General features: G+C 57.7%; 4 protein-coding genes. 2 read left to right on the top strand and 2 right to left on the bottom strand.

Annotated elements, in window-relative coordinates; genetic code table 11:
• Window positions 1–18 precede the first annotated feature (18 nt).
• Window positions 19–693, top strand: coding sequence for a 2-C-methyl-D-erythritol 4-phosphate cytidylyltransferase (locus BLR44_RS07440; RefSeq protein ID WP_245706000.1), 675 nt, complete (start codon window positions 19–21; stop codon window positions 691–693).
• A gap of 59 nt (window positions 694–752) precedes the next feature.
• Here BLR44_RS07440 and BLR44_RS07445 read toward each other — a convergent pair whose 3' ends face one another.
• Together BLR44_RS07445 and BLR44_RS07450 are read right to left on the bottom strand one after the other, a co-directional pair.
• Complete coding sequence (locus BLR44_RS07445; protein WP_089680900.1) at window positions 753–974, bottom strand: DUF2795 domain-containing protein; 222 nt, start codon at window positions 972–974, stop codon at window positions 753–755.
• A gap of 308 nt (window positions 975–1,282) precedes the next feature.
• Window positions 1,283–3,553 (bottom strand): aconitate hydratase, encoded by a 2,271-nt coding sequence (locus BLR44_RS07450; RefSeq protein WP_089681741.1) that lies wholly within the window; start codon window positions 3,551–3,553, stop codon window positions 1,283–1,285.
• Window positions 3,554–4,170: 617 nt separating this feature from the next.
• Between BLR44_RS07450 and BLR44_RS07455 the strand changes: the two genes are divergently transcribed.
• Window positions 4,171–19,311, top strand: coding sequence for a T9SS type B sorting domain-containing protein (locus BLR44_RS07455; RefSeq protein WP_176955936.1), 15,141 nt, complete (start codon window positions 4,171–4,173; stop codon window positions 19,309–19,311).
• The last annotated feature ends 51 nt before the right edge of the window (window positions 19,312–19,362 follow it).

A 19,362-nucleotide genomic window follows, 5' to 3' on the forward strand; every position in this document is an offset into this window, starting at 1 on the left:
AGGCCTATTTTTACGGCTGTGACACAGGTAAACTATGCCATTGTAGTAGCGGGAGGCGCCGGGCAGCGCATGGGAAACGCCATTCCCAAGCAATTTCTGACGCTGCGGGGAAAGCCTATTTTACTGCATACGTTAGAAAAGCTACATGCTTTCGACGCATCGTTGCGGTTGATCGTGGTTTTACCAGCGGCTGATCTGCCACGTTGGCACGAACTCGTGGCACTACACCAATGCCCGATTCCGCATCAGATCACCGCCGGAGGGGCCACCCGCTTCCATTCGGTCAGTTGTGGATTGGCGCTGATCAGCGACGATGCCCACCTCATTGCCATCCACGACGGCGTGCGCCCGTTGGTAAGTCTCCAGGTGATGGAAAGGGCCTTTGCGCTGGCCGCGCAGCAAGGCAGCGCGGTAGCGGCAGTAAAGCTGAAAGAGTCGATTCGCCGCGGCGACGAGCAGCACAGCCAGGCCGTAGACCGGGCGGCGTTCCGCTTGGTACAAACCCCTCAGGTGTTTCGCGCGGCATGGATTAAAAAAGCGTATGCCACTGCGGTAGGCACCGATTTTACCGATTGTGCCAGCGTTGCCGAAAGTGCCGGGCATCCGATTTACCTCTCGGAAGGGGCGTATGAAAACATCAAGATCACAACGCCCGAAGACCTGCTGCTGGCCGAAGCTTTGTTGCAGGCGTAAACAAAAAAGCTACCCTTCGGTAGCCCTTCGTATGCCCATTGTACAGGCGCAATGCCCGTTTAATATTCGTCTTCGTTGAAGAGGAAATCGTCCTTCGTCGGATAATCCGGCCAAATCTCTTCTATGCTTTCGTAGGGTTGCCCGTCGTCTTCCAGTTCCTGAAGATTCTCGACGATCTCCAATGGAGCGCCTGTCCGAATAGTATAATCGATTAGTTCATCTTTCGTGGCAGGCCAGGGGGCATCCTCAAGATACGAAGCTAATTCTAACGTCCAATACATCGTATTTCCTCCGTTTAATCGTGGTTAAATAAAACGCTGCAAAAATAAAATTCTGCTTCACAAAAACAACTGTTGTGCCATCAAGTTCCCCAGCGCCAAAATCATTTGTTAAGCCCTTGAAAATCAGAGCGTTTCTCTGAAATTACGAGAAATAAGGCCTTCTTGTAACAGAACCGGGGTGCTCTTCTGCCAAAGTTGCTTTTGAAGCGGCAAACGCAGAACGGGTCTATTGAGTTACCGCGATTGCCACGTAGCTACAAAAAAAGAGGAGGGAACTCCCTCCTCTTTTCATATGATGGCCAAACAGCTTATTTCTCTTTTTGCTGCTGTGCAATCAGATTCAAGGCTGAACCTGCTCTGAACCAACCGATTTGCCCTTCGTTGTAGGTGTGGTTGGCCTTGAACTCGTCAGACGAACCGTCGCTGTGATGCAGCACAATGGTGAGCGGCTGGCCCGGTGCAAACGCATCCAACCCGACGATGTCGATGGCATCGTCCTCTTGCACTTTGTCGTAATCGTTCGGATCAGCGAACGTCAACGCCAGCATGCCCTGCTTTTTCAGGTTGGTTTCGTGGATACGCGCGAAGGATTTCACCAGAATGGCACGCACCCCCAGATGGCGGGGTTCCATGGCGGCGTGCTCGCGCGAAGAACCTTCACCGTAGTTTTCGTCGCCGACCACTACCGTACCGATACCCGACGCCTTGTAGGCCCGTGCCGTAGCAGGAACTTCGCCCACTTCGCCGGTCAATACGTTTTTCACCTGATTGGCTTTGCCGTTGTAAGCGTTGATCGCTCCGATCAGCAAGTTGTTGGAAATGTTATCGAGGTGGCCACGGTAACGGAGCCACGGCCCCGCCATCGAAATGTGGTCCGTTGTGCATTTTCCCTTAGCCTTGATGAGAAGACGCAATCCTTTCAGATCGGTGCCTTCCCAGGGCTTAAACGGCGTGAGCAGTTGCAGGCGGTCAGATTCAGGACTCACCACGACTTCAACGTGGCTGCCGTCTTCTGCAGGCGACTGATAGCCCGCATCTTCTACCGCAAACCCGCTCGCCGGTAACTCAACTCCTTTGGGTTCGTCGAGCATCACCTCTTCGCCTTCGTTGTTGGTCAGCTTATCCTTCATCGGGTTGAACGTTAGGTCGCCAGCGATGGCAAACGCGGTGACGATCTCGGGCGACGCCACGAAAGCGTGCGTATTGGGGTTCCCGTCGTTCCGCTTGGCGAAGTTCCGGTTAAACGACGTGATGATCGAGTTCTTGCGGGTAGGATCGTCCGTATGGCGCGCCCATTGTCCGATGCAAGGACCACAGGCGTTGGCCAACACCACACCGCCCATTTTATCGAACGTATCGAGCAGACCGTCGCGGTCGGTGGTAAACCGTACCTGTTCCGAACCGGGCGTAATGGTGAACTCGGACTTTACCTTGAGTTTCTTCTGTACAGCCTGTTCGGCTACCGAAGCCGCGCGCGTAATGTCCTCGTACGACGAGTTGGTGCACGACCCGATCAGCCCTACTTCCAGCTCCTGAGGCCATCCGTGCTCTTTAACGGCGGCGGCAAATTCAGACAACGGCCAAGCTGCATCCGGCGTGAAAGGACCGTTTACATGAGGCTCCAGCTCCGACAGGTTGATTTCGATCAGTTGATCGTAGTAATCTTTCGGGTTCGCCAGCACTTCGTTGTCCGGGCGCAGGTGTTGCGCGATGCCATCGGCCAGTTCGGCCACGTCGGCCCGGTCGGTCGACCGCAGGTAGGCGCTCATTTTTTCGTCGTAGCCGAAGATCGAAGTAGTGGCCCCGATCTCCGCACCCATGTTACAGATGGTGCCTTTTCCGGTACAGGACAGGTTGTTGGCTCCTTCGCCGAAGTACTCGACGATGGCACCGGTACCGCCCTTCACCGTCAGGATTCCGGCTACTTTCAAAATCACGTCTTTGGCCGAAGCCCATCCGCTCAATTTGCCGGTCAGGTGTACCCCGATCAGCTTGGGGAATTTCAGTTCCCAGGCCATGCCCGCCATTACGTCAACCGCGTCGGCACCACCTACTCCGATGGCAATCATGCCCAGTCCGCCGGCGTTCGGCGTATGGGAGTCGGTCCCGATCATCATGCCCCCGGGGAATGCGTAATTTTCCAGCACCACCTGGTGGATGATGCCCGCACCGGGCTTCCAGAAGCCCAGCCCGTATTTATTCGAAACGGACGACAGAAAGTCGTATACTTCTTTATTGGAATTGATCGCCTTTTTCAGGTCGGCTTCTGCCCCTACCTCTGCTTGAATGAGGTGGTCGCAGTGCACGGTAGAAGGAACTGCTACTTTGGGCTTTCCGGCCGACATGAATTGCAGCAACGCCATCTGCGCGGTAGCATCCTGCATCGCCACACGGTCGGGTGCAAAGTCGACATAAGACACACCCCGGTCGTAGGCTTGTGTAGCCTTGCCATCGTACAAGTGAGCGTATAAGATTTTTTCGGAGAGGGTCAGCGGACGCCCTACCACTTTCCGTGCAGCTTCTACGCGCTCGCCCAGTTGCGCGTATACTGCCTTAATCATGTCAATATCAAAGGCCATGGTTTTGTGTTTAAATACCGTGAGAGGAACAAAGTTATAAAACAATCTGAAACAGGGTTGGCGTTCCGTGACGCTATTTCAACAGGAGTTCCCGGCAGGTTTTCTATTTTTTGTCTAAAAACCTTACGCAGAAATACCGCCTCCTGCGGGTCAACAAGTGCTCTTCTTCCCTCCTGCTTTCTTCAGCAATCCGGTCAGATTCTTACTTCGGTAAGAAAGCCTCAGATTGCCCTTCCCATCCCTTCCGAGCGCTGAATACTTTTAAAATGACTCTCTGACTCAGGGGGCTTGCACATGAAAAGCCCTTTGTACGAGTACAGAAGCCATATATCAACACCTCGATGTTACCAACAACTGTAAACCTGATCGACCGAGAAGCACCGCCCGCACGGTCCGCACGACGGATCCGGAAGCGCCCTATTGTAGGATTCTCTTCCAAAAGGGTAGCTCTTCCGGGGATAATCTTAACGGATCGTTCCCTGATCTATTCACAGAACACTAAAAATCAACCAATTACGATTTCAAAAAGTGATTCTGTAAATGCGGTTGAATCTTACGCTGTCGAACAAGGGCTACAGGTAACGGGGCGCAACACAACTTCAAACCACACCTGGCTCATGATGATCAGGAGTTTCTACGTCTTATCCTTCTTTGCTTTGCTGTGTAGCTTCACCTGGGGCGCTCAGGCACAAAGCCTTACCATTCGTCAACCAGTTATCACAACCTCACCGAGTTGTAATGGCGAGTTCGACGGCACCATTGCGGTGGAGATCGATACAGCCGGGGGCATCGCCCTGCCGATCTCGTTCGCGGTGATCCGCCTATCGCCGTTTGAAACGCCTCCGTTAACGGTGGTAGCCGATACCAATTCTACCACGTATACCTTCCAAGGGTTACCCCACGGAACGTATATCGTAAACGTAAGCGACGACAATGGGGTTGACGATCAGACGTTTGCCACCATCTTGAACACGTCAGTCGTGGGCACGAACCTGAGCTCGAAGACCGATGTGCTCTGTAAAGGTGAAACCAGTGGCGCCATCACGGTAACAGGCGCAGGAGGCAACGGTGCTCCGTACAGCTTCTCGATCGATGGCGGTGCTACGTTCGTCACGAACGGAACTACCTCTTACACCTTTACGGGCCTGGCCAGCGGCACTTACAACATCGTGGCCAGAGATCCGAACGATTGTACAGACCCCACTCCGCTGGTCGTCACCATTGCGGAACCGACCAACGGAGTAGCCTTCAACAACATCAGCCGTGTCGACAACAGCAGTTGCGATGGCGACGGGCAGATCATTGTATCGGCTACGGGGGGCACCCCGAGTTACAATTACTCAATCGACGGCGGTCCTTACACCAACAACAACACCTTTAGCGGGCTTCTCGCCGGCACGTACTTAATTTCTATCCGCGATGCCAACGGCTGTTCGGTCGATAGCCTCGTGTCGCTGGGCGGACCGTCGCTCTTACAAGCGTCCGCCACTACTACCGACGCACTTTGCGCTGGCGATGCATCCGGAAGCATTCAGGTGAATGTTACCGGAGGAACGGCACCCTTTATCTATTCGATCGATAACGGTGCCACCTTCCAGCTCCCGAACGTTTTCGGAGGCTTAACCGCGGGTGCCTACACCATCATTGTTCAGGACAACATCGGCTGTCGTGATACCATCACCGGTCTGAGCATTTCAGAGCCTGTTGTCGTGCAACTGACGCTGGACGCGACCACCAACATTGCAGGCTGTGCCGGCGATGCTAACGGTGCCTTCACCGTGTCAGCCACCGGCGGGGCCGGCAGCTACGAGTATGCCCTGAACGGTGGAGCCTTCGGCACGGACGCAACTTTCTCAGGATTGACCGCCGGTACGTACCAAGTCGTGGCACGCGACGCCAACGGCTGTACCGATACTTTGTCTAACATCCAGATCACTGAACCGGCTGCCGTGCAGCTCTCGCTGGTGAGCACCACCAACATTGCAGGTTGTGCGGGCGACGCTTCCGGGGAGATCGCGGTTTCCACCACGGGTGGAACGGGCAGCTATGAGTATGCCCTCAACGGTGGAGCCTTCGGCACGGACGCAACTTTCTCAGGATTGACCGCCGGTACCTACCAAGTCGTGGCACGCGACGCCAACGGCTGTACTGATACGCTGGCCAACATCCAGATCACTGAACCCGCCGCTGTGCAACTGGCACTGGACGCAACCACCAACGTAGCGTGCGCCGGCGATGCCTCCGGGGAGATCGCGGTTTCCACCACGGGCGGAACGGGCAGCTATGAGTATGCGCTGAATGGCGGAGCCTTCGGAACCGATGCAACTTTCTCAAATCTGACGGCTGGCACCTACCAAGTCGTAGCACGCGATGCCAACGGCTGTACCGATACTTTGTCTAACATCCAGATCACTGAACCGGCTGCCGTGCAGCTCTCGCTGGTGAGCACCACCAACATTGCAGGTTGTGCGGGCGACGCTTCCGGGGAGATCGCGGTTTCCACCACGGGTGGAACGGGCAGCTATGAGTATGCCCTCAACGGTGGAGCCTTCGGCACTAGCTCTACCTTTACGAATCTGACGGCGGGTACTTACCAAGTCGTAGCCCGTGATGCCAACGGCTGTACCGATACTTTGTCTAATATCCAGATCACTGAACCCGCCGCTGTGCAAGTGGCACTGGATGCTTTGCAAAATGTAACGGGTTGTACGGGTGGTAGTACTGGAGAAATCGCGGTTTCTACGACGGGCGGAACGGGCAGCTACGAGTATGCCCTCAACGGTGGAGCCTTCGGCACTAGCTCTACCTTTACGAATTTGACCGCCGGTACGTACCAAGTCGTAGCCCGTGATGCCAACGGCTGTACCGATACTTTGTCTAATATCCAGATCACTGAACCGGCTGCCGTGCAGCTCTCGCTGGTGAGCACCACCAACATTGCAGGTTGTGCGGGCGACGCCACGGGTGAGATCGCGGTTTCGACAACGGGTGGGACAGGCAGCTACGAGTATGCGCTAAATGGAGGAGCCTTCGGCACGAACGCGACTTTCTCAAATCTGACGGCGGGTACTTACCAAGTCGTAGCACGTGATGCCAACGGCTGTACCGATACTTTGTCTAATATCCAGATCACTGAACCCGCCGCTGTGCAGCTCTCGCCTCTTAGCCTAACCAACCCCACGTGTAATGGTGACGCGACCGGCAGCATTACAGTGGCAGCTTCAGGCGGGGCAGGCAGCTATGAGTACGCCCTCAACGGCGGAGCCTTCGGCACTAGCTCTACCTTTACGAACTTGACCGCCGGTACTTACGAAGTCGTAGCCCGTGATGCCAACGGCTGCACCGATACCCTGGCTAATATTCCTCTGACCGAGCCTGCCGCTGTGGTATTGAGCTTGGCCAACACCACTGATATTGCGGGTTGTGCCGGCGATGCAACGGGTGCCTTCACAGTATCGGCCACCGGTGGAAACGGTACGTATGAATATGCCCTGAACGGCGGGGCCTTCGGAGCCAGCGAAACCTTCTCCGGACTGATGGCGGGTACTTACCAAGTCGTGGCTCGGGATGGAAACGGTTGTACCGATACCCTGGCCAACATCCAGATCACCGAACCCGCCGCCGTGCAACTAACCTTGGTGAATACAGTAGATATCACTTGCAACAGCGAGTCGACGGGGTCTTTCACCGTTGCCACGACAGGCGGCACGGGTAGCTACGAATATGCGCTGAATGGCGGGGCCTTCGGCACGGATGCAACTTTCTCAAGTCTGACCGCCGGTACCTACCAAGTCGTGGCACGCGATGCCAACGGCTGTACCGATACTTTGTCTAATATCCAGATCACTGAACCCGCCGCTGTGCAAGTGGCACTGGACGCAACCACCAATGTAGCGTGTGCCGGCGATGCCTCCGGAGAAATCGCGGTTTCTACGACGGGTGGAACGGGCAGCTACGAGTATGCCCTCAACGGTGGAGCCTTCGGCACTAGCTCTACCTTTACGAATTTGACCGCCGGTACGTACCAAGTCGTAGCCCGTGATGCCAACGGCTGTACCGATACTTTGTCTAATGTCCAGATCACTGAACCGGCTGCCGTGCAGCTCTCGCTGGTGAGCACCACCAACATTGCAGGTTGTGCGGGCGACGCCACGGGTGAGATCGCGGTTTCGACAACGGGTGGGACAGGCAGCTACGAGTATGCGCTAAATGGAGGAGCCTTCGGCACGAACGCGACTTTCTCAAATCTGACGGCGGGTACTTACCAAGTCGTAGCACGTGATGCCAACGGCTGTACCGATACCCTGGCCAACATCCAGATCACTGAACCCGCCGCTGTGCAGCTCGCTCTGGTGAGCACCACTAACATTGCAGGTTGTGCGGGCGACGCCACGGGTGAGATTACCGTATCCGTTGCCGGCGGGACGGCCGCTTACCAATACTCTATTAACGGGGGAGCTTTCGCTACCGACTCGCTCTTCACTAGCCTGACCGCCGGTACGTACGAAGTTGTCGTCCGCGATGCCAACGGCTGTACCGATACCCTTTCTGCGATTCAACTTTCGGAGCCTAACGCCGTGCAAGTGGCACTGACAGGCACCACCCCTGTAACCGGTTGTAACGGCAACAGCGATGGTTCCATTACGGTAGCCGCCACCGGAGGCGTAGGCAGTTACGAATTCTCGCTCAACGGTGGGGCGTTTGGTACCGATGTCACCTTCGCGAACCTGACGGCCGGTACCTACGAAGTCGTGGCACGCGATGCCAACGGTTGTACCGATACCCTGGCCAACATTCAGGTTGATGAGCCCATTGCCCTGGATTTGACACTCGTAGCACAAACGAACGTAGCAGGTTGCACCGGCGATGCGACCGGGTCGTTCACCGTAGCGGTGACCGGCGGAACGGCGGGATATCAATTCTCGCTCAACGGCGGAGCGTTTGGCACAGACTCCATCTTCACGAACCTCCCTGCGGGTAGTTACCAAGTTGTCGTACAAGATGTCAACGGCTGTACTGACACGCTTTCTAGCATTCAGCTTACCGAGCCCGCCCCCTTAGCACTCACCTTGGTGAGCTCGCAAGACATCACCACCTGTGCAGGCGACGCGACCGGGAGCATCACGGTGGCCATTGCCGGAGGAACGTCTGGTTACGAATACGCGCTGAACGGCGGAGCCTTCGGAACGGATTCGGTATTCACGAGCCTGACCGCCGGTACGTACGAGGTAGTCGTTCGCGACGCTGCCGGTTGTACCGATACCTTAACGGGCGTTACACTGACAGAGCCGGCAGCCATGACCCTCTCGTTGGTTAGTTCCAGCGACGTAACCGGCTGTGCCGGCGACGCTAATGGTTCGTTCACCGTGGCGTTGACGGGCGGAACGGCCGCTTACCAGTATTCTATCAACAGTGGAGCATTCGCTACCGATTCAATCTTCAACAACCTGACGGCAGGTACCTACGAAGTGATTGCGCGTGATGCCAGCGGCTGTACCGATACCCTTTCTAACATTCAGATTGCCGAACCGGCGGCCGTGCAATTGGCCCTTGTGTCCATTCAAAACGTGGGAGGTTGCTCCGGTGCCACCACCGGCAGCATTTCCGTCGCGACCACGGGTGGGGTAGGCAATTACGAATATGCCTTCGAAGGAGGGGCATTCGGTACCGACTCGGTATTCTCTAACTTAAGCGTAGGCAGCTACGAGGTGATCGTCCGCGACGCCAACGGCTGTACGGATACCCTTTCCAACATCCAGATCACCGAACCCGCCCCATTAGCAATCTCGCTGGTGAATGCCACCAACATTACGGGCTGTGCTGGTGATGCCACAGGTGAGCTTACCGTAGCCGTCACGGGCGGGACAGCCGCTTACCAGTATTCCATCAACGGCGGGGCCTTCGATACCGATTCGATCTTCACCAGCCTGACCGCCGGTACGTACGAAGTTGTCGTCCGTGATGCCAACGGCTGTACTGATACCCTCGCGAATGTCCAAATTACTGAACCGGTAGCGATTCAGTTAGCTCTGGTCAACGTACAGAACGTATCGGGTTGTGCGGGCGATGCTTCCGGAGAGATCTCGGTTTCAGCGACCGGTGGCACCGGCAGTTACGAATACTCACTCAACGGAGGTGCCTATGGCAACAACAACACGTTTAGCAATCTAACAGATGGCACCTACGAAGTCGTCGTACGCGATGCCAGCGGCTGTGCCGATACGCTTAGCGACATCATCATCACTGCCCCCAATAGTGTGCAACTGGCGCAGGGCGATGTCACGCACGTAACGGGCTGCACAGGTAATACCAACGGATCATTCTCCGTGATGGCCACCGGTGGTACCTTGCCCTATGCCTACTCGCTAAACGGCGCGGCCTTCGGGACCGACTCTGTTTTCACGAACTTGGGAGCGGGTAATTATTCTGTGACCATCCGCGACCAGAACGGCTGTACGGATGTCTTCTCCATTTCGATCGAAGAGCCCGACGCGGTTACACTGACTTTCATTGACAAGACTGACTTCTCGCTGTGTACCGGCGTAGGCGGCGATATCACCGTTTCGGCGGCAGGGGGCACCGGCCCTTATGACTTCACACTGAATGGGATCTCTAACGGTACCGACAGTACGTTTACCAACCTGTCCGCAGGTACCTACGAAGTAATTGCCCGTGATACCAAAGGATGTGCCGATACGCTATCGGTCACCATCGACGAAGCGCAGCCTGTCCAATTGGCTCTGGTTTCGGCCTTTGATGCAACTTGTGCCGGACTTGCCAATGGTGAGATTCGCGTAGAAGCAACGCAGGGTGTCGGCAATTACGAGTACGCGATCGCTGGCGGTGTATACAACACCTCGCCCATCTTGACGGGCCTGACGGCGGGTACGTACGACATCGTGGTACGCGACGGAGCCGGTTGTCCAGACACGTTGTTTGGGATCGTGATTGCTGAACCTGCCCCTCTGGCACTTTCACTGACCGACGTGCAAAATACCACGTGTGGTGGTGCGCCAACAGGCTCCATCGAAGTGGCTACGTCAGGCGGTACGGCCCCTTACTTCTATTCTATTAACGGCGGAAGCTTTGGCAACGACTCGGTCTTCACCGATCTGGCCGCTGGCGTGTACGACGTTGTTGTGAATGATGCGGCGGGATGTTCTGATACCCTTGCCGGCATTACTATCGACATGCCTGGTGCCTTCACCATTACCGACACGCTGCTGACCCAGCCTTCCGGATGTGGTCAGGCGGATGGGGCTATCGCCTTTGTTTTGTCAGATGACACCAACATTCAGGTGACAGGCGATCTGACTGCGTTGAGCAGCACCAATTTGTCGGCAGGTACTTATACCGCCACCCTAACGGATACCGTCACCTTGTGTAGCCGTACCGTAACGGTTGTGCTGACCGACCCAATGTTCTCCCTCACGGGGTTGCAAATCGTTACCACCGATGTAACGCGCTGCGATTCGCCCAACGGAGCTATCCAGATTAGTCTTGACGATACCACCCAGGCGACCCTGTCGGGTGACCTGGCCTTCTTCGAAAACACAGGCTTATCCGCAGGTAGCTATCAGATTACATTGACGGACAAGAACACGACCTGTACCTGGGATACGACTGTCACACTCGCTCCGGTAGCCCCGTTCACGGTAGTGGCCAGTGTGAGTGACGTGTCGGCCTGCGGCACCCAGGACGGGGCCATCACCCTGACCCTGTCCGGCGGCAGCGGCTCCTTCTCGTTCGCCGGCGATCTCTCCGCCGCCACCACCACCGCCCTGGACTCGGGCACCTACCAGGTCACCATCACCGACCTGAACTCCGGCTGTCAGCTCGACACCGCCTTCACCATCCAGGGCTGTACCACTACCCCCGGCTGCACCCTCACCGCCTCGGCCACCCTCACCGACGTGACCACCTGCAGCCTGCCCGACGGTACGATCACCATCACCACCTCCGGCGGCACCGCGCCCCTGGAGTACGCCCTCAACGGCAGCGCCTTCGGTCCGGCCGCTTCCTTCTCTAACCTGACGGCCGGCACCTACCAGGTCATCGTCCGCGATGCCACCGGCTGTAGCGTCACCCTGGCCGGCTTGGTACTGACTGACCCCACCGCCCCGCAACTCACCCTGGCCCGCCGCCAACACCTCACCGGCTGTGACGGCACGCCCAACGGTCAACTGGTGGTGGCTGTCACCGGCGGCACGGCCCCCTACGAATACGCTCTTGGCAACGGAGCCTTCGGACCCGACTCGATCTTTGCCAACCTGCCGGTGGGCACCTACTCGATCGTGGTGCGCGATGCCAACGGCTGTCAGGCCGCACTGGACACGCTGCGCCTCATCAACCAGGATGCCCCCACCCTGTCGCTGGTCGCTCTCAATGACGCTACCGGCTGTGACGGCACGGACGGCAGCCTGCACGTCGCGGCCGCCGGCGGAGCGGGCGACTACCGCTTTGCTCTCAACAACGGCGTGTTTGCCTCCGACTCGGTCTTCACGAACCTGGCGGCCGGCACCTACCAGGTCTCGGTGCGGGATGCCAACGGCTGCACCACCACCCTGGCCGATCTGGTCATCCGAAACCAGAATGCTCCTCTAATCAGCCTTGTGGCGACAAGCAACCCGACGGGTTGTGCAGGTGCCACCGACGGCAGCATTACCGTCAGCACGACCGGAGGGGCAGGAAGTTATACGTACAGCCTCAACGGGATGGCTACCCCTGATTCGGTCTTCACCAACCTGACGGCCGGTAGCTATGAAGTCATCGTTACCGATGCCAACGGCTGTAGCGATACCTTGCAAAACATTGTACTCGATACTCCGTCTGCGGTGGCGATCGCCCTGGTAGACGCCCTCGATCCGACCTGCAACGGTGCTGACAATGGCCTCATCCGCGTCTCGACTACGGGTGGCCAGGGGAACTACCAGTACTCGCTCAACGGTGGTTTGTTTACGGCCGATTCTGTCTTTGCCAACCTGACACCGGGTACCTATACCATTCTGGTGCGCGATGCGGCAGGCTGTCAGGACACGCTGCGTGGCATCACGTTAGCCGAACCCCTCGCACTGCAAATAGCGCTGGTCGCTACGCAGGACGACTCCTGTGGGGTAACACCCAGCGGTCTGATCCGCGTGAGCGCGACCGGTGGCACGGAACCATACACCTATGCGCTGGATGGCGGCTCGTTTGGCGCGGACTCTACCTTCACAGGTCTGACGGCCGGCACCTACGACGTTACGGTGCGCGATGCCCAAGGCTGTACGACTACCCTGCCCGACATTACGCTAAGCACGCCCGCTACCTTCACGGTAGATGTCGCCAAGCAAGAGCCGAGCTGCAGCAACAACGACGGTTCGATTACCCTACTGGTCAGCGATACAACCAATAAGCAGGTAAGTGGCGATCTGGTGGCTTTCTCTACCTCAGGGCTGGCCGAAGGTACGTACAACGCGGTGGTCACCGACCTCATCAACAACTGCCGCCAAACGGTCTCTATTACCCTGAGCACGCCTCCGGCTAACTTCCTGTCGGATATCCAGATTCAGGCCCCCACGACTTGCAATGGCACCGACGGGGTGGTATCGTTTGCGTTCAATAGCCTGGATGTCGTAGTAACGGGCGACCTGACCTCGGATAACACCACGGATCTGGCAAGCGGTTCTTACTTTGTCGTACTGCTCGACACGGTGACCGGCTGTAGCCTCGACACGACGGTGGTAGTGCCCGCCGCTCCGGTGCCCTTCACGGTCAACGCCACCATTACGGCTACGTCGGACTGCGGGCAGGCCGATGGCAGCATTCAGCTGAGCATGATGGGCGGAAGCGGGTCTTTCTCGTTCGCGGGTGATCTCACCGCTGCCACTACTACCAACCTGGCGGAAGGCACCTACCGCGTTTCCATCACCGATCAGGTAAGCGGTTGTGTCCTGGACACTAGTTTCTATGTTACCGGATGTGTTACGACTTGTACGCTGATTGCTTCGGTAGATAGCGTACCGCCGACAGGCTGTAGCAATGCAAACGGCAGCATTACGGTCAATACCTCAGGAGGCGTCGCGCCGTTCCGCTATGCTCTTAACAACGGCGTATTCGGGACCAACAACGTCTTTACGGATCTTCCCACAGGCGTGTACAGCGTCACCGTGCGCGACGCCCAGGGTTGTCTTGTCGAAATAACAGACATCAGCCTCATGCCGCCGTCTATGTTTACCGTGGACGTTGTTACGCAGGCCGCGTCGTGTGGCGCAAGCGACGGAGCGATCTTCCTGGAAGTAGCTGACACCACCGACATGACGGTTAGTGGCGATCTTACCGCATTCAGCACTACCGGCCTGCCGGCAGGTGCCTACAACGTAGTAGTCACGGATGTATCAACTACCTGCCAGCGTTCGCTGAGCATTACACTTGATGCAACTGATCCTGCCTTCCTGACCGACGTTCAGACTCAGGCACCGACCACCTGTAACGGGGGAGACGGTTCCGTAACCTTCACGGTCAGCAACACAAACGTTGTGGTCACCGGTGATTTAACAGCACTGAGCAACACGGCACTCACCGCGGGCTCGTATACCGTGCAACTGACGGACACCCTTACGAATTGTGTACTGGATACCACGGTGGTTGTGCCTAACGCACCTGCCCCGTTCACGGTAGTGGCCAGTGTGAGTGACGTGTCGGCCTGCGGCACCCAGGACGGGGCCATCACCCTGACCCTGTCCGGCGGCAGCGGCTCCTTCTCGTTCGCCGGCGATCTCTCCGCCGCCACCACCACCGCCCTGGACTCGGGCACCTACCAGGTCACCATCACCGACCTGAGCTCCGGCTGTCAGCTCGACACCGCCTTCACCATCCAGGGCTGTACCACCACCCCCGGCTGCACCCTCACCGCCTCGGCCACCCTCACCGACGTGACCACCTGCAGCCTGCCCGACGGTACGATCACCATCACCACCTCCGGCGGCACCGCGCCCCTGGAGTACGCCCTCAACGGCAGCGCCTTCGGTCCGGCCGCTTCCTTCTCTAACCTGACGGCCGGCACCTACCAGGTCATCGTCCGCGATGCCACCGGCTGTAGCGTCACCCTGGCCGGCTTGGTACTGACTGACCCCACCGCCCCGCAACTCACCCTGGCCCGCCGCCAACACCTCACCGGCTGTGACGGCACGCCCAACGGTCAACTGGTGGTCGCCGTCACCGGCGGCACGGCCCCCTACGAGTACGCTCTTGGCAACGGGGCCTTCGGACCCGACTCGATCTTTGCCAACCTGCCGGTGGGCACCTACTCGATCGTGGTGCGCGATGCCAACGGCTGTCAGGCCGCACTGGACACGCTGCGCCTCATCAACCAGGATGCCCCCACCCTGTCGCTGGTCGCTCTCAATGACGCTACCGGCTGTGACGGCACGGACGGCAGCCTGCACGTCGCGGCCGCCGGCGGGGCGGGCGACTACCGCTTTGCTCTCAACAACGGCGTGTTCGCCTCCGACTCGGTCTTCACGAACCTGGCGGCTGGCACCTACCAGGTCTCGGTGCGGGATGCCAACGGCTGCACCACCACCCTGGCCGATCTGGTCATCCGAAACCAGGATGCTCCCCTGATCAGCCTTGCTGACCTGCGGCAGCCGAACTGCAATGGCGACAGCGCATTCTTCGCAGTTAGCTCTACCGGGGGTGTTGCGCCGTATCAGTACGCACTAAACGGCGGCACTTTCGGCTCCGATTCCATCTTCACCAACCTGACAGCCGGTAGCTATGAAGTCATTGTGCAAGATGCCAATGGCTGTGTCGATACCTTGCGCAATGTGGTGATCGACAATGCTAGCCCGATTGCCATGACGTTGGTCAGCACAACGCAATTGACTTGCGATGGCAATGCCGATGGCGAGATTGTCGTCTCGGTCACCGGTGGAACAGGTGCGTACAGCTTCCTGATCAACGGTGTAGCGTCCAGCAACTCTACGTTCCGGAACCTGGCAGCGGGCACGTACCAGATCGTCGTTACCGACGAAGCCGGCTGTAGCACTGCCTTGAACAACATCGTTTTAGCAGAACCCACCGCGATTGACCTCACGCTGGCAGAGTCGTTCTCTTCCGTATGCGGCGGGGCTACCGGTCAGTTCTCTGTCGCAGTGGCCGGAGGAGCCGCGCCATACGAATATGCTTTGAACGGCGGAACCTTCGGTCCCGACTCGGTCTTCACCGATCTGGCGGCCGGCTTTTACAACGTTACCGTACGCGATCAAAACGGATGCACCACGACGCTGAGCGACGTTACCATCGCAGCGCCGGGGAACTTCTGGTATGAACTCGATGTACAATCGCCGACGACGTGTGACGCCAGCAACGGCTTCATCAACATCAACATCGGTGGAACCGCCGCCAGCAACATCGTTGTGTCGGGCGACTTGTCGTCCCTCACCAACGCCAACTTGCCACAGGGCGTCTACCGCGTGCTACTGACCGATACCACAACGGGTTGCTCGCTGGTTGCGAAAGCAACGCTGGCGGCTCCGGCGGCACAGTTCCTGGCTGAGGTAGTAGCGAAAAACCCGTCTGCCTGCGGCAATACCAACGGTTCGATTCGCTTCGTAGTGGCCGACAGCAGCAACATGCAAGTGACCGGCGACCTGACGGCGCTGACGACTACCGGCCTCGCGTCTGGGACGTATGCCGTCACACTGTTTGACGCCAACACGGGCTGTCAGATCGATACGGTAGTGACGTTGCAAGATGGTCCGGCACCGTTCACGGTACGCGCTACCATCCAGCCGGTAGCCGATTGTAGCAATCCGGATGGCAGCATCACGCTCAACGTAACGGGCGGCAGCGGCGATTACCTCTTCAGTGGTGATCTGACTGCCGCCACCACGACAGGCCTGCGCGAAGGAAATTATCGCGTCACCATTACCGATGCCATCAGCGGATGCGTCACCGACACGACCTTCCTAATAGGAGGTTGTTCGATTCCGTGTGCCTTGTCGGTGTCTGCGGACCTGACGCCCGTTTCCGGCTGCGAAACCGCCAACGGTGAAATCAATGCTCAGGCAACGGGAGGCACGGCTCCTTACACCTTCACGCTGAACACAGGAGCCCGCAATACCACAGGACGCTTCACAGGCCTTTCGGAGGGAACGTATGTGCTGTTCGTACGCGACGCGGCAGGCTGTACGGATACCTTGACGGATATCAACTTAGGCAACCCGACGGCGCCTTCGCTGCGCCTGGTTAGCACACAGAACGCCAGCAGCTGCACAGGTACGGCCAACGACGGGCAGATTACCGTAACGACCGACGGCGGACAAGCCCCGTATCGCTACTTCCTGAACGGGCAAGCGGCCAACAGCAACGTATTCCGCAACCTGACGGCCGGAACGTACCAAGTGGTAGTGGTAGATACCCTCGGCTGTTCCGATACACTCGGCAACATTCGGGTGGGCAACAGCGGCCCGAACTTCACGGTGACCCGTTCGATCAACAACGTTACTTCTTGCGGCGGTACTGACGGACGCATTACGCCTTCCATCAACGGTGTGGGACCATTCTCGTACCTCTGGAGTGGAGTAGGCATCCAGCCCGGTAAGGAGAACCAATTAGTGCAGTCTAACTTGCCAGCGGGTACCTATCGTCTGGTAGTAACGCATACTGCTTCGGGATGTACGCGCGAAGCCACGTTCACCGTATTGGAGCCAACCAACTGCGGAGGCAATGGCGGTGGATGTACGCCGACGGCGACCATTGTGATCGTCAGTCCAACTGCCTGTTCAGACATCAACGACGGTACGATTACCGTCACGCAGGTAGGCGGCACCGGCCCATTTGGCTACAGTATTGGTAATGCCTATACTTCCGACACCGTGTATACGGGTATCCAACCGGGCACCTATACTGTTGCAGTGTACGATTCGGCGACTGGATGTGAGTACACCACGCAGATCAATGTTGTCCGCGAAGCTTCGTTCGAGTTCCAGGCGGCAGTTGTGAAACAAGTAAGCTGTGCCGGAGGAAATGACGGTGCCATTGCGGTAACTGCTCTCACAGAAGGCAAAACCATGGTGTACGCCATCGATAACCTGGATCCGAGTAGTTTCAAGGCGGTAAAAGCTGGTGATACCATCACCGGTCTGAACGCAGGACGACATACGCTCTACCTGCGCGACGCCAGCAACAATGCGTGTATCAAAGACACCTCGTTCCAGATCACCCAGCCGGAAGCCTTGGTAGCAACGGTCGCCGCTACGCAACTGTCGCAGTGTGCCACGCCAACCGGCAAAGCGAAGCTGAATGGGGTTGCCGGAGGCACCGCACCGTACCGCTACTACATAGGCTCACGGCAAGTAGGGGTTTCTCCGCAGAACGGCGTCTTTACGAAGCTTTCAAACGGACAGGATACGCTTCTGGCCGCGGGCGACTACACCTTAACAGTGGTAGACGCGAAAAACTGCGCGACGCAAGTCGCCTTCCGGATCGACGCGGATGGCCCGACCATCAATAAGTTCCTGCTGATCAACCCCGCATGTAGCGGTGGCCTCAACGGTGAAATCCGGATCACAGAAGTATCGGGCGGTACCGGACCGTATCGTTACAGCCTGAACGGCGGGGCTTATCAGGAGAGCGGCGTATTTACCGGTCTGGCCGCGGGCGATTACACCATCCGCGTTCAGGATGTCTCCGGTTGCCCACGGGCGTTCGACTACACGTTGACCAGTCCGGAAGCGATCACGTTCAAAACGAGTTTTACGCCAACCTCGTGCGCCCTTAACGACGGAACCATCACCGTGACAGGCTTCACCCATGGCGTAGCGCCCTACTTCGTGATCATCAACCGTGAGGATACGCTGATGGCACTCAACCAGGACGATGAAGTGAAGTTCAGCCGACTGACGTCAGGTGTGTATACCATCGAGGTAGTAGACCAATCCAACCGGGGTACCGGGTGCCGCGCGACGAGAGACGTAGCCGTGTCGGGGTACGAAGGCTTCACCTTCACCCATTCGAATACGCACGTGAACTGCTTCGGCGATGCGTCCGGAACCATTACCATCGAGAACCTTCGGGGGCTGGGTCCGTTCAGCATCACGGCCAAAAATCGTCAGGGTCAGGTGGTCTTCCAGGACACCACCAGCGCCGGTACGCATCCGATCTTCGGCCTCACGGCGGGACAATACGCTGTAACGATCAAGCAGCTGACCGAATGCGAAGACCAGACGGCCATTACCTTCCTGGATACCATTCAGGGGCCGGCGCAACCGATCAAACTGCACTGGCGCGCAGTGGCTCCGTCGTACAACGACCTGCCGCAGGGACGCATCAAAATCGACAGCATCACCGGCGGGTCGGGTGGTCCGTACTGGATCCGGGTAGATGGCACTGCCGAACAGCGCATCTTCGCCAACGAGCGCGGTGTCTACGATACGCTGCTGATCGGGTTGTTGCCACGCAACTACCAGATTCTGGTGCGCGACGAGTTGGGATGCTACCAGGAGTTTACCGCTACGGTAGTGGCCGACGACTCGTTCGTGATTCCGAACGTGTTCACGCCGAATGGTGATGGCAAAAACGACAAGTTCTACCTGTCGAACCTGCCGGTCGGTACGGCGGTCTTCATCTACAACCGATGGGGTAAGCTGGTTTACAAAAACGGGGACTACGATAACCAGTGGGAAGGCGAAGGATTGTTAGAAGGAACCTACTTCTACAGCATTCGCCATCCTACCCTCGGTCTCCTCAAAGGGTGGGTACAAATCCGCCGTTAATCAAGAAAGTTGTGTTAGGTTGTTGATATGCGCCCGGTGTGCCTCTGGCCA

Origin of the sequence: Catalinimonas alkaloidigena, from assembly GCF_900100765.1 — a bacterium.
Lineage (GTDB): Bacteria > Bacteroidota > Bacteroidia > Cytophagales > Flexibacteraceae > Mooreia > Mooreia alkaloidigena.